At 72.0% G+C, this 16666-nt stretch carries 10 protein-coding genes; 3 read left to right on the forward strand and 7 right to left on the reverse strand.

What is annotated here, in order from left to right; translation table 11 throughout:
• Positions 1-97 precede the first annotated feature (97 nt).
• The 4 genes from ACFY8U_RS23395 to ACFY8U_RS23410 all read right to left on the reverse strand — a co-directional run bounded on the left by ACFY8U_RS23395 (position 98) and on the right by ACFY8U_RS23410 (position 9066).
• A complete protein-coding gene (locus ACFY8U_RS23395; protein ID WP_389573119.1) occupies positions 98-3763 on the reverse strand; it encodes a LamG-like jellyroll fold domain-containing protein in 3666 nt (1221 codons plus the stop codon).
• A 418-nt stretch (positions 3764-4181) separates the two neighbouring features.
• Positions 4182-5624, reverse strand: a complete 1443-nt coding sequence (locus tag ACFY8U_RS23400; RefSeq protein ID WP_389573122.1) for an MFS transporter — start codon at positions 5622-5624, stop codon at positions 4182-4184.
• 49 nt (positions 5625-5673) lie between these two features.
• Positions 5674-6867 (reverse strand): lipid-transfer protein, encoded by a 1194-nt coding sequence (locus ACFY8U_RS23405; RefSeq protein WP_389573124.1) that lies wholly within the window; start codon positions 6865-6867, stop codon positions 5674-5676.
• Between the two features lie 12 nt (positions 6868-6879).
• On the reverse strand, positions 6880-9066 hold the full coding sequence (locus ACFY8U_RS23410) for an acyl-CoA dehydrogenase (protein ID WP_389573127.1): 2187 nt from the start codon (positions 9064-9066) through the stop codon (positions 6880-6882).
• 166 nt (positions 9067-9232) lie between these two features.
• Between ACFY8U_RS23410 and ACFY8U_RS23415 the strand changes: the two genes are divergently transcribed.
• Positions 9233-10006, forward strand: coding sequence for a hypothetical protein (locus ACFY8U_RS23415; RefSeq protein WP_389573129.1), 774 nt, complete (start codon positions 9233-9235; stop codon positions 10004-10006).
• Between the two features lie 84 nt (positions 10007-10090).
• On the opposite strand, the gene ACFY8U_RS23420 is transcribed toward ACFY8U_RS23415, so the two are convergent.
• Together ACFY8U_RS23420 and ACFY8U_RS23425 are read right to left on the reverse strand one after the other, a co-directional pair.
• Positions 10091-12367 carry a DPP IV N-terminal domain-containing protein gene (locus tag ACFY8U_RS23420; protein ID WP_389573132.1) on the reverse strand — a complete coding sequence of 759 codons (2277 nt, stop codon included), beginning with the start codon at positions 12365-12367 and terminating at the stop codon, positions 10091-10093.
• A 216-nt stretch (positions 12368-12583) separates the two neighbouring features.
• Positions 12584-13255, reverse strand: coding sequence for a DUF4097 family beta strand repeat-containing protein (locus ACFY8U_RS23425; RefSeq protein ID WP_389573135.1), 672 nt, complete (start codon positions 13253-13255; stop codon positions 12584-12586).
• A 320-nt stretch (positions 13256-13575) separates the two neighbouring features.
• On the opposite strand from ACFY8U_RS23425, the gene ACFY8U_RS23430 reads away from it, so the two are divergent.
• Together ACFY8U_RS23430 and ACFY8U_RS23435 are read left to right on the forward strand one after the other, a co-directional pair.
• Positions 13576-14220 (forward strand): DNA alkylation repair protein, encoded by a 645-nt coding sequence (locus ACFY8U_RS23430; RefSeq protein WP_389573295.1) that lies wholly within the window; start codon positions 13576-13578, stop codon positions 14218-14220.
• 151 nt (positions 14221-14371) lie between these two features.
• Entirely contained in the window at positions 14372-14995 is a 624-nt protein-coding gene (locus ACFY8U_RS23435) for a class I SAM-dependent methyltransferase (RefSeq protein ID WP_389573137.1), read from the forward strand.
• 55 nt (positions 14996-15050) lie between these two features.
• Here the strand turns inward: ACFY8U_RS23435 and ACFY8U_RS23440 are convergent, their stop codons facing one another.
• Positions 15051-16625: a hypothetical protein gene (locus ACFY8U_RS23440; RefSeq protein ID WP_389573140.1), complete on the reverse strand. Its 1575-nt coding sequence runs from the start codon at positions 16623-16625 to the stop codon at positions 15051-15053.
• Between the last annotated feature and the right edge of the window lie 41 nt (positions 16626-16666).

Here is a 16666-nt window from a genome sequence, read left to right on the forward strand (position 1 = left end):
GACGTGGTGAACGGAGCGCCCGAGCGCCCGCGACAGGGGTCGGGCCGGGCACCACCGCGCACTGCGATGCCGCCCGGCCCGACGAGGCCGGTTCCGGTCAGGAGCCGACCTGAGCCTCGATCTGGTTCTCGTTGTTCATGGCGCCGACCCAGATCCGTACGTCGGCGATCTTGGCTGGCAGGAAGTGCTTCCACGCCGCGCCGGTCATGCCCTTGCCGACGGCGAGTTCGCCGGTGCCGGCCTGGGCGGTGTACGCCTTCCAGTCGCCGTTCTGCGAGGTGCCGACGCGGAGGGCGATCTCACCGCTCTGGGCGTCGAAGACGCCTGTCAGACGGACGGTCGCTCCCAGGGCGGCCTCCGCGTCCGACTGCACCGCCGAGAAGGTCCCGTCGGTGTTCAGCCGACCGAAGAACCAGAACCCGACGGGGTGCGTCTCCTCCTCCAGCGTGTCCTCGTTGAGGACCGTCTTGGTCCCGGTCTTCTTGAACCAGAGACCCCACGCCGAACCCTCCGCCGTGCGCTGGCCGACCACCTGGCCGACGTAGCCGTCGGCCTTCGCGAGGACCTTGTCGCGGTCCAGCGCGACCTGCGTCGACACCGTGAAGGAGCCCGTGTCGTCGACGACCGGTCCCGCGACGGTCATCGCGTCGTCCACGCCGTCGAGCACGATCTCTTCGCCGACGTGTGCCGCCCCGCCCTCCAGCGTCAGCGAACGGCCGTACTCCGAGACGAAGTCGCCGACGATGGTGCCGTTGGAGTTGGCGGACGTCCAGCTTCCGACGAGTTCCACACCGGTCATGCCGCCGGGCATCGTCAGCCGCGCCTCGTCGGCGATCTCGGAGTCGATGAGGGCACGCTGCCAGGCCTTGGCCTCGTCGATCGAGCCCTTCCAGTAGTCGTAGTACGCGCCGCGCCACCAGACGCGGCCGATCTGGAGCCTTCCGGTGGACGTCCACGACTGGGCGACGGCATCCGTGCCCTGGAGCTCACCGTTGACATAGAGCTTGATCGTCTTGGTGTCGTTGTCGTAGACGGCGGCCAAGTGGGTCCACACACCGAGGACGGCGGGACGCTTGGACTGAACGATCTGGTTGCTGATGTCACCGTCGGTGGCATCCTTCGGCGAGGTCCGCAGCTCCCACTTCTTGGACTCCGACCGGTAGCCGAGGTAGAAGGCGCTGTACCAGGCGGGCGTCATGGCGCCGTCCTGGCTCAGAGCCGTGTTGTTGCGGCTGCCGTCCTCCAGGCGGACCCAGGTGGAGACGGTGTAGGACGATCCGGTGGCCACGACGGGGCCGCTGGTGGCGGCGTAGCCGTTGGTCCCGGCGTAGATGAGGCCCCTATCCGTGATCGGCGCCTCCAGCGGCACTCCCTGACCGTCGTGCGTGATCAGACCGCGTCGCCCTCGGCTGTCCCGGTTGACCAGGCCGGTGAGGGTGGCGTTGGACGCCCCGCCGGTGGGTGCCTTGTCCAGGGCAGCGCCCTCGGTCTCGTCGAAGTGCCAGTGGCCGACGGGGTCGGCACCCGTCGCGACCTTGAACTGGACCGCCTTGGTGGCGCCCGCGCGCCCCAGGGTGTCCTTCGCCCGTACCTCCAGGACGTACGTACCGGAGGCCGGCGGCTTGACGGTCGCCTTCAGCACGCCGGCGGCGAGCGTCGTCCACGTGGTGGCGGGAGCCAGCCGGTACTCGTACTGCTTGTTGGTGTCACCGGCGGCGGGGCCGAAGGTGAAGCCACCGGCCACACCGGGAGCGCCGGCGGCCGTGCAGGCGTTGGGCAGGCACTCGAGGTACGGACCGTTGAACGCCACCGTGGGGGCCTTGGGAGCGGTCGGGTCGACCTTGAAGTAGCAGTGCGGGCTGTAGCCCGAGGACCCCGCGTGGGTGCCGTTGTCGTAGAACACCTGCGTCAGCGACATGTACTTGTGCAGCGGGCCCTCGGCAAGAGTGGCGCCCCACGAGTGGGTGACCTTGACGTTGTCGCCGACGAAGCCGGTACCTCCGGGGACGCCGATGCCGGAACCGGACCAGGTGCCGTTCGCGGCCTGCGTCTCGATACGGAACCAGGCCTTCAGCTTGGCGCCCGCCTCGCCGCCGGCCATGGTCTGGGGCGTCGAGTTCAGCGTGGGCGTCGGGTCGGAGACGATCGTCGGGTCCGCCGCGTTGGTGCTGCAGACCGCGCCGGATCCGCCCACGATGCCGACACCGGTCGGCCTGTCCGGGTAGGCGACGTAGTCGACCCGGAGCACGGCGTCGTTCTTGAACCGCTTCCACGCCGAGGTGTCCGTCTCGTTGTTGGCGCGCAGCGACAGCGTGAGCCGGGAGAACTTGCCGGCGGCGAAGTCGCGCACGGTCGGCGTGAGGTTCTCGTTGGGCTCCTCCGGGTTGTCGTTGAACTCGATCGGCGCGTCGGGGGAGTTGGGGTCGCAGAGCGAGCCGCGTCCGGCCGAGACCCACCGGTCGACCATCCAGTCCAGTTCCTTGGGGGCCCAGGTGGTGGAGGAGGAGATGTTCTCGGTACGGACGAGGTCGACCTGTCGGTCCTCGCACTGGAAGGCCCAGGGCTCGGTCACCGCGAAGGTCGCGTCGAGGACGCGCTTGCCCTTGAGCTGGTCGGGCGCGAACTCGAAGTAGAGGCGCTGCACATAACCGGGGCCGCAGTAGTAGGCCCCCCAGGAGCCGCACTCGCCGACGCCCATGCCTCGGTCGTCCGAGCCGTTGCCCCAGCCGTACGACTCGTAGCCGTCGTTCCGCAGCAGCGTCCGCTCCGACTCGCCCCACGTCACCGTCGGGTCGATGAAGAGCGGGTACGCCGAGGCGTCGCTGGTGGCGAGCATGGCGGCGTCCGGTACGACGGACAACGTGCCCTTGCCGAGCTTGACCTGCATCCGCTTGACCTTGTCGCCCTGGCCGGGCGCGAGGCCCTTGCCCGACGGCTGTGTCTCGGATAGGTCGCTCAGCGTGCCGGGCGGCGTGGCGTCGACCGAGGACGGCGACGCGGACGACGCAGGTGACGCGGACTTCTGCTTCGCCGCGGTCCCGGCGGGCTTCTCCGTCGTCGCCGGCGTCTCGGCGGACGATCCCGCCGAGTTCCACATCTGGGCCGGCGGCGCGCGGAAGATCGTCTTCCCGGTCCCGTCGACGGCGCTGAGGTTGCCCGCGGCGCCCTTGCGGACGTTCAGGCCCTTGGCCTCGAGGCCGAAGGTGAGCTCCTTCAGCTTCGGGTTGGCGGCCGCCTTCGGCGTCTTGACCACCAGCACGTGCTGGAAGCTCTCGACAGTGGCGGTCACCTTCAGGTCGACGTCGGGAAGCACCTCACGGTAGAGAGCGCTGCTCCCGTCTATGACCGGCGCCGGCAGCTTGCCCTGCCAGCCGAGCTCCAACGAGTGGCCCTGCTCCTCGATGGTGACGAGCGGTTCCGAGGAGCCGCCGCCCGAGAAGCTCATGACGGCCGAAGCCGCCTTGGGACCGATCGAGCCGTCGGACCGGCGGACGAGCGTCGCGTCCGGCTTCTGCCAGCCGCCGCCGGGCTTGGCGACCCGCACCGGCACGGTGGACTGCTCCAGCGTGAAGGTGTCGCCGTCCGGGTTGGCGAAGACGGTGGTCCGCTCCGCCCGCTCGCCCTGGACCTCGACACGCCGGCCCGACTTCTTGGCCTCCGCGAGAGCGCGGTGGCCCTCGTCGAGTGTGGTCTTCTCAGCCGCGGGCGCCGCCCCCGGCAGGTTCACCGCCTGTACGGCGGGCGCCGGGACAACCAGCGCCATGACGACTGCCGAGACGGCAACCGTCGTTCTGCGGGCACGACGAAGCGCCCACTGTCCGTTCATTTCCCCACCCCTGGTTACACAAAGAACACAGCAGGTGCGTCACCCAACGGCATCGCGCCGCGCGGAGTCAAGAGTTCTCATGGACGCGACGGTCGGCCCGAACGCCCCATGAGCAGCGAAAATGAGGAGACAACCAGGGTGCCACCGCCGACCGGGATCGCCCCTCGACTACGGAGCGTGACGACCCTTGGCCCCAGGGGGCCCTAGGCGCACAGGGACCTCAGGCCTCTCCAGCCCCCGAGATGCGCCAGCTGCAGGCCCTCCGTTCACCACGCCCACCCTCAACCGGAGACCTGCCTTCCAGTTGAAGCACCAAGCGTGACAATGGGTTTGCCGACGCCCCTTGTGGGCAAGATCACGCCTCGGTGGAGCGTGTCCTGTCGCTGCCCGGAAGCCACAGCAGCATCAGCGCCGCCGCCACGACCAGCACCCCCGTCGCCGTGCGGAAGGCCAGGGCGTAGCCCTCCGTGAGGGCTGCGGGGGTGGTGGCGCCCGCCGTCCGGGCGGTGGCCACGGTGGAGAGGACCGCCAGGCCCAGGGCGCCGCCCATCGTGCGGGAGGTGTTGACCAGGCCGGAGACGAGTCCGGCGTCGGCGGGGGCGGCGCTGGAGGTGGCGAGGGTGGCCAGCGGGGTGGTGAGCAGGCCGATGCCGGCCATCATGAGGATGCCTGGGCCCAGGATGGTGGTCAGGAACGTGCCGTCGGCGGTCATCGTCGACTGCCAGCCGAAGCCCGCCGCGGCGATGAGGGCGCCGACGACCGCGAGGTTGCGGGCGCCGGTCGTCGGCATCAGGCGGGGGGCCAGTTTGGAGCCCACGATGACGCTGACCGAGCTGGGGACCAGGGCGAGCCCGGCCTGGATCGGGGTGTAGCCGAGGACGTTCTGGGCGTACACGGTCATGAAGAACCACATGGCGAACGAGGTCGAACCCGCGAGCAGTATCGCCACGTTGGCCGCCGAGACCGCCCGCGAGCGGAAGAGCTTCAGCGGCATGAGCGGGGCCGCCGTCCGTGCCTCGACGGCGACGAAGGCCGCGAGGAGCGCCAGGCCCCCGAGCAGCGGGACGAGGGTTGCCGGCGCGCCCCAGCCCACCTCCTCGGTCTGCACGATGCCGTAGGCGACGGAGGCGAGGCCGCCCGTGACGAGGACGGCGCCCGGCAGGTCGAGCCGTCGGCCGGCGCCGGTACGGCTCTCGCTCAGCCACAGCGCAGCGCCGACGAGGACCAGGACCCCGACGGGGACGTTGATCAGGAGCACCCAGCGCCAGGAGAGGAGGTCCACGAGCACCCCGCCGACGAAGCCGCCCGCCGCGCCACCGGCGGCACCGACGGCCGTCCAGGTGCCGATGGCCCGGGTCCGCGCGGGCCCGGCGGGGACGGCGGCGGTCACGATGGTGAGCGTCGCGGGCGCGAGCACCGCGGCTCCGAGGCCCTGCACGGCCCGGGCTGCGACCAGCTGCCAGCCCTCCTGCGCGAGCCCGCCCGCGACGGAGGCCGCGGTGAACAGCCCGAGCCCGAGCAGGAACATCCGCTTCCGGCCGAAGAGATCGGCGGCCCGCCCACCGAGCAGCATGAACCCGGCGAACGCGATCGAGTAGGCGTTGAGGACCCACTGCAGGCCGGTGGCCGAGAGCCCGAGGTCGGTCCGCATCGACGGCAGGGCGACGTTCACCACCGACACGTCGAGCACCACCAGGAACTGCCCCGCGCACGCGGCGAGCACGACGAGCCACGCGCGCGGGGTGGGACGGAGGGATGTCGGTGCGGCGGCGGACGCGGCGGACTCGGTGTGGACCATGCGTGTGATGGTCGCAGACGCTCTGCACCCCGTACATGGGGAATGAGTCCTACGACCTCCGGAGCATCGTGACGACCGCGGCGCCGCCGAGCCCTATGTTGTGCGCGAGGCCGACGCGGGCCCCCTCGACCTGGCGCGGGCCCGCCTCGCCGCGGAGCTGCCAGACCAGTTCGGCGGCCTGGGCGAGACCGGTGGCCCCCAGCGGATGCCCCTTCGAGATCAGCCCGCCGGACGGGTTCACCACCCACCGTCCGCCGTACGTCGTCGCGCCCGACTCGACGAGCTTCCCCGAGGCGCCGTCCTCGCACATGCCGAGCGCCTCGTAGGTGAGCAGCTCGTTGATGGAGAAACAGTCGTGCAGCTCCACCACGTCGACGTCCTCGATGCCGAGGCCGGAGCGCTCGTACACCTGCCGGGCCGCGGCGCGCGACATGGGCCTGCCGACCGCGTCGATGCACGACCCGGAGGCGAAGGAGTCCTCGGTGTCCGTGGTCATCGCCTGGGCCGCGATCTCGACGGCTTTCTGGTGCAGCCCGTGCTCGACCACGAACCGCTCCGACACCACGACCGCCGCCGCCGAGCCGTCGGAGGTGGGCGAGCACTGGAGTTTGGTCAGTGGCCGGTGGATGGTCTTGGCGGCGAGGATGTCCTCGACCGAGTACACGTCCTGGAACTGGGCGTTGGGGTTGTTCGCCGAGTGCCGGTGGTTCTTGGCGCCGACTGCGGCGAGCTGGGCCTCCGTCGTCCCGTACCGCTCCATGTGCTCACGGGCCGCGTTGCCGAAGATCTGCGCGGTCGGCGGGCTCATCTCGAAGCCGTGGCCGGCGGCCATGATCCCGTAGTGCCGGGCCACCGGCGAGGTCTTGAAGTCGCCCCCGTCGGATCCGCCCCCGAGCGCCCCGCGCGCCATCTTCTCGAAGCCGAGCGCGAGGACGCAGTCGGAGATCCCGCCCTCCACGAACTGCCGGGCCATCATCAGCGCCGTCGACGCCGTCGCGCAGTTGTTGTTGACGTTGTAGACGGGCACGCCGGTCAGGCCGAGTTCGTACGCGGCGCGCTGCCCGGCCGTGGATGCCTGGAAGCAGTAGCCGACGGGAACCTGCTCGACCTGGTCGTACGAGATCCCGGCGTCGGCGAGCGCCGCCGTCCCCGCTTCCTTCGCCATGTCCCAGTACTGCCAGTCGCGCGTCTCGGGCTTCTCGAACTTCGTCATCCCGACGCCGACGATGTACGCCTTCCCCATCTTCGTTCCCCCTCAGTCCCTCGGCAGGCCGAGCAGGCGCTCGGCGACGACATTGAGCTGGACCTGCGTGGTGCCGCCCGCGATGGTGAGGCAGCGGGACATCAGCAGGCCGTGGACCGCCCGCTCCCCCGGCCCCTCCCGCACCGCGCCCTCGGGGCCGAGGACTTCGAGCGTGAGCTCGGCGAGCTTCTGCTGATGGACGGTCTGGACGAGCTTGCGGACGCTGGCCCCTGCGCCCGGTTCCAGGCCGGAGACCTGGAGCATCGTGGTCCGCAGTCCGATGCAGGCGAGCGCGTGCGCCTCGGCCGCCAGGGCCCCGATCCGTACGCGTACGGAGCTGTCGGCGTCGGCCGCCCGCTCGATCAGCGCTTCGAGACCGGAGTCGAACGCGACCTGGTCGGCCATGTGGACGCGTTCGTTGCCGAGGGTGTTGCGGGCGACGCGCCAGCCGTCGTCGACCTCGCCGACCACGGCGTCCGCCGGCAGGAGCACGTCGTCGAAGAACACCTCGTTGAAGAGCGAGTCGCCGGTGATCTCCTTGAGCGGCCGGATGTCGATGCCGGGGGTGGTCCTCATGTCGACGAGGAAGTACGTGAGCCCGCGGTGCTTCGGCGCGTCCGGATCGGTGCGGGCGAGCAGGATGCCGTGGTCGGCCCACTGGGCCGCGCTCGTCCACACCTTCTGTCCGTTGATCCGCCAGCGGCCGTCCTCGGTGCGTTCCGCCCTGGTGCGGAGGGAGGCGAGGTCGGAGCCGGCGCCGGGCTCGGAGAAGAGCTGGCACCAGAGCAGCTCGCCCCGGAGGGTGGCGGCGAGGTAGCGCTCCTGCTGCTCGGCCGTTCCGTACGCGAGGAGGGAGGGGACGACCCAGGTCGCGATCCCGAGTCCGCCGACCACGATCCCGGCCGCGTCCAGCTCCCTCTGTACGGCCAGTTGTTGCAGCGGCCCGGCGCCGAGTCCGTACGGCGCGGGCAGGTGCGGGGCGGCATAGCCGGTGGCGGCGAGGGCGCGGCGGGCAGCCCGCGGGTCGAGCCCGGCGGCGGGTGCGATCGCCTCGCGCGCAGCGGCGCGGAACGTGTCGGCTTCGGGCGGCAGTTCGAGCCTCAGCTCGCGCCTGGCGCCTTCCGTCGCGAGCCGTGCGGCGTGCGCGCGGTGGGTGTCGCCCGTGCCGAGGAGCTGGCGGGCGACGAGGGCGCGGCGGAGGGTGAGATGGGCGTCGTGCTCCCAGGTGAAGCCGATGCCGCCGAGGATCTGGATGCAGTCCTTGGCGCAGCTGTAGGCGGCGTCGAGGGCGGTCGAGGCGGCGAGCGCGGCGGTCAGGGAGCGCGCCTCGTCCTCGGTCGCCCGGGCCGCGTCCCAGGTGAGGGCGCGGGCCTGTTCGACCCGTACGAGCATGTCGGCGCAGAGGTGCTTGACCCCCTGGAACTGCCCGATGGGCCGCCCGAACTGCTCGCGCGTCTTCGCGTACTCGGTGGCCGTCTCCAGCGCCCGGGCGGCGTTCCCGCAGGCGTCGGCGGCGTACAGCACGGCGGCGAGGTCCGGTACGAGGGTGGGGTCGACGTCCAGGATCCGGTGGGCGGGCACGTGCGTCCCGTCGGCGGTGACCTGGGCGGTCGGCCGGGTGGGGTCGGCGCTCTCGTGGGGGCGGACGGCGAGGGTGTCGGCGTCCGCGGCGGCCCAGACGACACCGCGCGCGGTGCTCGCGGCCAGGATCAGCAGATCGGCCTGGGCGCCGCCGAGGACGGGCGGGGCGCTGCCGTCGAGCCGCAGCCCGCCCTCGGTCTCGACGGCGGTCAGCCCACCGGGCCCGAGGGCGACCGCCGCGACCCGGGCCCCACTCGCGAGCTCCGCGACAAGAACGGCGCCGGCGTCGGCACCGGGGGCGGCGGCACCGGCGCGGCGCAGGATCTCCGCGGCAAGCACGGTGGGGAGGTACGGCCCCGGCAGCAGCGCCCGCGCGGCCTCCTCCAGCACGACGGCCAGGTCGACGAGATCGCCGCCGCCACCCCCGTACGCCTCGCCCAGATGGATCCCGAGGAGCCCCTGGCCGGCGAGCGCGTCCCAGTGGGCGGGCCGTCCGACGACGCTCGCGGCAGGCGCGTCGAGAAGCTTCCGTACATCCTCGGACGGCACGGCCCGAGCGAACCACCCGCGCACGGACCGGGCCAACTCCCGCTGCTCTTGCGTGATTCCGATGCCCATGAGGCGCAGACTAGAACACGTTTCAATCTGACGGAAGGTCAGATACGCGCCGGATGCGCGAGAGCGCGGAGGAGGGAGAATTCGCGTGACGGCGCCTTGCGTCATGCGTACAGTCGGGATCTTCGGTCGGCGGAAGTCGCCGGAGTCCCACTGAGGTCCGCCCACCATGACGAACACCGACGACACTCCCGCGCGACGCCGGCTCGACCGCGCTCTCGACCGCCTGGACACCACCTTTCGCGGCATGACCGCCCGCCGCGAGGAGCAGCAGTGCGACTGTCACTGGGGAAGCGCGGAGGAGCTCGCGCAGCTGAAGGTTCCGGACATCGAGCTCGCCCCCGACCTTCTGCGCCGCACCTGGACCGCCCCCGACTGGGACGATCACGGCGCGGTGCTGCGCCGCATCCTGCCCCAGTTCGCCCGGGCACTGGTCGACGGACTCGTGGAGGAGTCCCTGTTCGGCATGGGCAAGGTGGGGCATTCGTTCGCCCGTGGTCACTGGCGGCAGTGGCCCGCGGACCAGAGCGCGGCGGTATGGGAGTTCCTGCGGGCCTGGTGGGCCCAGAGCCTCACCGATCCGGCTCCCCCCGTCCCCGTCCACGAAGTCCTCGCCCTGTGCACCGAAGCGTCCACCACGCTCGGCCCGTGGCTCGCGGTCTGGGAGGCACTCGACGACCGCGTCGCCGACGGGCACCTGGCCGAGGCCGCTGCCCACTGGGAGTACGACCTGCTGGGCGATGAACTTCCCTGGGACGCGTGGGACACGTGGAACGACAGGGAAGCCTTGCGTACCGAACTCGCCGCCTGGCTCGTCCGATGCGCCCCTGCGCGGCTCGGCGGCCGGCACGGTCACGAGGAACTGCTGCACCGGATACGGCTCATCGGGCTGACCGGTCCCGCTCGCTGGGACGACCCTCACTGGCCCGGCTACCGTTACTGAGCCGCCCGTACCACGCTCCTCCGGGGAGCCGGCTCGGGCGGCGCGCGCCTCCGCGAGCCGGCTCACCCCCCGACAGGCCCGTGCTCAGGCGAACATCTCGGCCAGCAGCTCCGGGCCGATCGCGATGGGGGCCGGGCGGTAGGCGGGGGGACGCGTGCCCATCAGTTCGCGGACCATGAAGTCCCAGCAGCGCGTGCGGACGTAGGCCAGGCAGTCGATGAACGTGTGCTCCGCCCCGGGCACGATCAGCAGCTCGAAGTCCTTGCCCGCGGCGACGAGCCGGTCGGCCAGTCGCAGCGTGTGGTCCGGGTGGACCTGGTCGTCCATCTCGCCGTGGACGAGCAGCAGCTTGCCGGCCAGCCGGTCCGCCAGGTCCACGTTGGAGGCGCGGGCCCAGGCTTCGGGGTCGTCCGCACCGCCGTAGGTCTCCACGAAGCCCGGGTTGAAGCAGCGGGCCTCGTGCGAGCCGGAGAGGGCGACCCCTGCCTTGTACACCTCGGGGAAGTCCAGCATCGCCCGCGCCGCGGCGAACCCGCCTCCGGAGTGGCCGAACACGCCCACCCGGTCCAGGTCCATCCACGGCCGGGACCCGGCCAGCTGCCGGAGCGCCGCGACATGGTCGGCCAGGCAGCCCGCGTCGGCCAGGTTGCCGAAGGAGGCGTCGTGGAAGGACTTGTCCCGGCCCGGGGTACCCCGCCCGTCCAGCGCCACCACCACGAAGCCCAGCGCCGCGAGGGGTTCCGCGTCGAGGCCCATCCCGCCGGGGTCGAAGCACGGGGCGACCCGTTCGACCTGCGGGCCGGGGTAGACGTTGTCCACCACCGGATAGCACCGGGCGGGGTCGAACCCCCGCGGCCGGTACAGCACCCCGTAGATGTCCGTCACCCCGTCGGCCGCCTTGACGCGGAACCGTTCCGGCGGCGTCCATCCCGTGGCGACGAGCTTGCCGACGTCGGCGTGCTCCAGCTCGACCAGCACCCGCCCCGTCCAGTCGCGGACCGTCGTCACCGGCGGGGTGTCGACGGTGGACGCGGAGTCCACGAAATACTCCTGGCCGTCCCTCATGGTCACGATGTGGTCCAGCGCGTCGTCCGTGATCCGGGCGAAGCCGGAGCCGTCCAACCCGACCCGGCACACCGTGCGCCGGTACGGATCCTCGTCGACCAGCCCCGAGGCGGTGAAGTACACCACCCGCTGGGCCTCGTCGACGCGCAGGATCTGCCGAACCCCCCACGGCCCGGAGGTCACCTGCCCGAGCAGCGCGCCGGTGCGCAGGTCGTACCGGTACAGATGGCCCCGGCCGTCGCGCTGCGAGTACCAGAGCACCTCGTCGGCGAGGACGCGCACGAGCGGCGGCTCCAGCATCCACTGGTTGGGCTCCACCCGGGTCTCCCCGGTCTCGCTGAGGACTTCGGTGACCTCGCCGGTGGCCGGGTCGAGGCGGTACAGGGTGAGCGTGCGCAGGTCACGGGGCCGGCCGAGGTAGTGGACGACCGAGCTGTCGGGGGCCCACCACGCCCACTTGGCCGCGATCGGCGACATCACCGGCATGAGCAGCGGCTCGGCCTGCGCGCGGACCACCGAGCCGGTGGCCACGTCCAGGACGACCAGCTCGGCCTGCGGCAGGTTCTCGTCCCCGGCGTAGGCGTACCGCTGGGTGTGCAGGCGGGGCTCCGCGCCGTCGGCGGGCCGTGCCTCCACGAGGTGGGTCTGCCGGACGCCGCGCTCGTCGGTGCGGTGGGCCAGGACCTTCGTCGAGTCGGGCGACCAGGCCACCGCCGGCGGCAGGTACGGCAGGCCGATCTTGCGCAGCAGGGTGCCGTTTCCGGTGCATTCGGGGCCGGTGCCGTACTGGTGGGCGGGCTCGCCGTCGGTGGTCAGCGCCCACTCGCGGCCGTCGGGGAGCGAGCGGGCCCACAGGTCGTGTCCCCGCCGGGAGACCGCGAACGTGTTGTCGGGCGACGGGACGTCGAGGGGGTTGCCGGGCGGCGTGAACGCGGCGCGCTCGCAGGCGTAACCGTCCAGGTGGCAACGCCAGTACTCGCCGAAGGCGGCGAACTCGACGGCGTTCCCGTTCAGTTCGACGGCCGCGAACGGCAGGGCCTCGGGGTCGACCTGCTGTCCGGAGGCGGCGGCCAGCGCGGCGGCGAGCAGGGCGTGGTCGAAGGCCGGCTCGCGGGTGCCCGCCGCCGGGTCGACGAGGACGAACCGCCTGCCGGCTCCGTTGCTCACCGCGTACCAGAAGCGGGCTCCCCCGTCGATCCACTGCGGCCTGACCTTGTCGCCGACGACGAGCTCGCCGGGGCGCGCGGGTCGGCGGAGGAGCTGCTCCGCCGCCTGATAGTCCTGAGTGGTGCTCATTCTCTTCGCCCTTCCTCGCCGGTGCGATGCGGTGCTGGGTTGCGATGCGGTGCGCTGCGATGCCGTGCTGGGTGGTGCGCTGCGATGCGGTTGTGGTGCGGTGCGGTGCGATGCGGTTGTGGTGCGGTGCCGAGCGGTGCCGGGCCGGGCGGCGGCGGACGGTGAGGGCACCGTCCGCCGCGGGTGGGCGCCACGACCTGTCGTACGGGTGCGGCGTCAGAGGCTGCGGGCGGTGATGTCGCCGTAGGCGGTGGTCGCCTGGATGTTCAGGGCGGCGGCCGCGCCGTCGGCGTTCCGGAGCGCGTTACGGATCCGCCCGTAGGAAGTACCGGCGTCCAGGGAGGCGGAGACCCCGCGGGCGGCGTCGACCGAGATCTCACCGGCGTCGGTACGCAGGACGACCTCGCCGCCGGTGGCCTCGGCGATCCTGATGTCGCCCTTCTTGGTGCTGATCTCGGCGGGACCGCCCAGGCGGCCGACCACCACGTCACCGGCGAGCAGGGCGACGCGGACGCTCGCGGCCTCGTCGAGCTTGACCGGGCCCTGCGCGGCCTCGACGGTGACGTCGCCGAGGCGTCCGACGCCCCGGAGTTCGGCGGCGGCCGCCTTGGCCTCGACGCGGGAGCCGGCGGGCAGCTGGACGGTCACCTCGACCGAACCGGAGCTGCCGAGGATCTCCCTCTTCGCCGGCGCGGCCTCGATCCGCAGGACACCGTGGGCGAACTCGACGCGGGTCTGCTCGGCGGCCTTCACGTCGCGGCCGTTGGAGGCGTCCGCGGGCAGGATCTCGACGGTGGTGTCGGCGCGGTCGGCGGCGATGAACCGGATGCGGCCGGCGGGGATGTCGAGGACGGCGGCGATCGGGGCGAGGGTGTCGAACTTCTGCATGGTGACTCTCCTTCATCTGAGCGGGCGCTCCGTGCGCCGCGCTGTTTCCGATGAGGGAAAAGCTACGTTGCATTCACGATCTGAGCAACAAGTCGATTGCGCCTGATTCCTATATACGCAGGCCACGGCCATCAAATCGTTGCAACGACTTCGAGGCTAATGCAACAACCTCTCCCCCGTATGTTGCAATGACCTGGAGGTGAACCTCGTGCGGCGCAACGCTGGCGTCGGCAACGGCCGCCCCGGCCGCCCGCCGTACCCTGGATCCCACCCTCGACGGACAGGAGGCCACGGTGACCGGGACGACGGTGACGGAGGTCATGGCCGATCTGGCCGTGCTCGAAGACCCGAAGATGCGCAGGGTGAACGAGAAGCACGGTGACGATCACGGTGTGAACCTCGGCAAGCTGCGCGCGCTCGCGAAGCAGCTCAAGACGCAGCAGGATCTCTCGCGCGAGCTCTGGGCGACGGATGACACCGCCGCGAGGCTCCTGGCGCTCCTGATCTGCCGCCCCAAGGCCTTCGAGCGCGACGAGCTCGACACCATGCTGCGCGAGGCACGCGCGCCCAAGGTGCACGACTGGCTCGTGAACTACGTGGTGAAGAAGAGCCCGTACGCCGAGGAGCTGCGCCTCTCCTGGTTCGAGGACCCGGACCCCGTGGTCGCGAGCGCCGGCTGGGCGCTGACCACCGAGCGCGTGTCGAAGAAGCCCGAGGGCCTCGACCTCCCGGGTCTCCTCGACATCGTCGAGGCGGAGATGAAGGACGCCCCGGACCGGCTGCAGTGGGCGATGAACCACTGCCTGGCGCAGATCGGGATCGAGCACCCCGAGTACCGCGCCCGCGCGGTCGACATCGGCGAGCGGCTCGAGGTACTCAAGGACTACCCGACTCCCCCGAACTGCACCTCGCCGTTCGCGCCCGCCTGGATCGCCGAGATGGTGCGGCGCAAGGAGGCGAGCTAGCGGCGCAGGGAGAGCGGGGCAGCGGTCGCAGGGAGGGCGGGCCGGCGGTCGACCGGCCCGGGCCGGTCGCGGGCGGGGACGGTGTGGTTCGTCCGCGGCGCGTAGGGCACGATGGGCGCTCGCACCTGCGTACCCGCCAGTAGGAGGACCCATGCCCGCGCCCGAGATCCTCGCCGCCTTCGAGGCCGCCAAGGGCTTCATGCCCGTCGACGAGGGGCTCGCGCTGCACGCCGCCGCCACGGAGGCCGCCAAGCTCGGCCTGCCGCTGCTCGAGGTCGGCACGTACTGCGGGCGCTCCACGATCCTCCTCGCCGACGTGGCCCGGGAGGCGGGGACCGTCGCGGTGACCGTGGACCACCACCGGGGCAGCGAGGAGCAGCAGCCGGGGTGGGAGTACCACGACCCGACGGTCGTGGACCCCGAGGTCGGCCTCATGGACACCCTGCCCACCTTCCGCCGGACGCTGCGCAAGGCGGGCCTGGAGGAGCACGTGATCGCCGTCGTCGGCCGCTCCCCGCAGGTCGCGAAGGTCTGGGCGGGCGAGCTGGCCCTCGTCTTCATCGACGGCGGGCACACGGACGAGCACGCCACCAACGACTACGAGGGCTGGGCGCCCAAGGTCGCCGCCGGTGGTCTGCTCGTCATCCACGACGTCTTCCCGAACCCGGAGGACGGCGGCCAGGCTCCGTACCGCATCTACCTCCGGGCCCTGGAGTCCGGCGACTTCGAGGAGGTCTCCGTGAAGGACTCCCTCCGCGTCCTGCGCCGCCGCTAGAGCCCCGTCGCCGCTAGAGCCCCGTCGCCGCTCGAAGCCGGAGGCCCGGCCGACGCTAGAAGCCGAACCCCGAGGTCACGTACAGACAGTTCGTGTACGAGTACCCCGGCTCGATCTTCGCCGTGCTCGACTTGTCCGCCGCCGACAGCGTGCCCGCCGTCTCCGACCGCTTCTGCAGGAAGTGGTACTGGCCGGCGGGCAGCGTCAGCGTCACCTTCGGGTACTTCGAGGACGGGCCGGTGCACACCTTGGGCTTCGGCGCGCCCAGCCGGAGACTGCCCTCGTACGCCTTGCAGTTGCCGCATGCGTTCAGCGTGACCCGGCCGGTCACCGGCCCGGTGTAGAGCAGCTCGACCTCGCCCGGGCCGTCGTTGGACACCACCATGACCATCCGGGAGCCGCCGGGCGCGGTGGCGGACGGCAGCCGGCTGCCCGCGGCCGGCGTCTCGTCGGCTATCTCCGCGGCGATCGCGATGGTCCTGGCGTGGGCGGCCTGCGGGCTGTCCGGGTACTGCTCGGCGTACTCCGTCATCGTCTGGACGGCCTCGCTGAACTCCTTGCCCTTGAACTGCTCGACCCCGCAGGCGAAGTCGCCCTTCTCTATCTCCTTGCCCGTGTCGCGCGCGACGGCGGCGAACGTGGCCTTCGGCTCCAGGGCGCCCACGGAGGTGTCGAAGCGCCGCAGGTCGACGACGGCGGCGCAGGCGCCGGTGGCACCGGCGGACACCGCCGCGGCCCGGGTCCTGAGGCCCTCACGGACCGCGGGCTCGACCTTCCCCGCGTACGGGGACTGGGGGAACGTCGACAGCAGCGCGTTCAGGTGCTCCCCGGCGGTCGTCTCGGTGCCCGCCCGGCCGAGTCCCGCGACCCCGCACTCGTACCAGGAGTGGGCCAGCGGGTCGTCCGCCTTCCCCGTCAGCCCGGCGAGCAGCCCGCGGTCCACCGTCCCCGGCAGGGCGCGCAGATGCTGGAGGCCCGGGACGGCCTCGCAGTACTTCTTCTGTTCGTACGGGGCGGAGACGGAGGCGTAGTAGTCCGCGAGCCGGTCCGGGACGAGCTTGCCCGCCCGCGAGCCCGCGTGCTTCGTGCCGAGCTCCTGGTAGACGGCGAGCGCCTTGCGGTACGTGTGCTCGGCACCGCCGAAGCTCTGGCCCTCGACCGACTTCACCTGCTGGTCCACCGCGGCGAGGCGGGCCAGGAGCGACTGCTCGACGGCCTCGTCCCGCGCCGCGCCATAGGCGACCGATCCGCCGACCGGCACCGCGAGGAGGACCAGCGCGAGGACCAACGCGAGGACCGGCGGAAGCGCGAGACGCCGTGAGGCGGCGCCCGTCCCCGCGCCCGGTGCGCCGCCGAGCACGAGCGGGGCGCGCAGCCCGCGCCGGGCCCCGTCGACGGCAGCGGCCAGCAGGACGACGCCGTAACCGGCGAGGACGCCGGTGGGGACCCCGTCCACGTCGGCGGGGAGCGCGACGAGCAGCAGGAGGGCGGTCGCCAGCCAGCAGACGGCGGCCAGGATCCACTGCTTGAGCAGGACGTAGCCGAGTCCGAGGCAGGAGAGGTTCAGCAGCCCGACGAGGACGGCCTGCGCCGGGTTCGACTCCGGCGGCGCGGGTGGCTGCGCCGGCATGCCGGGCGGTTCGGTGGGCGGCGGCGGGAACAGGGGCCCGG

The organism is Streptomyces sp. NPDC012508 (genome assembly GCF_042902595.1).
GTDB lineage: Bacteria > Actinomycetota > Actinomycetes > Streptomycetales > Streptomycetaceae > Streptomyces.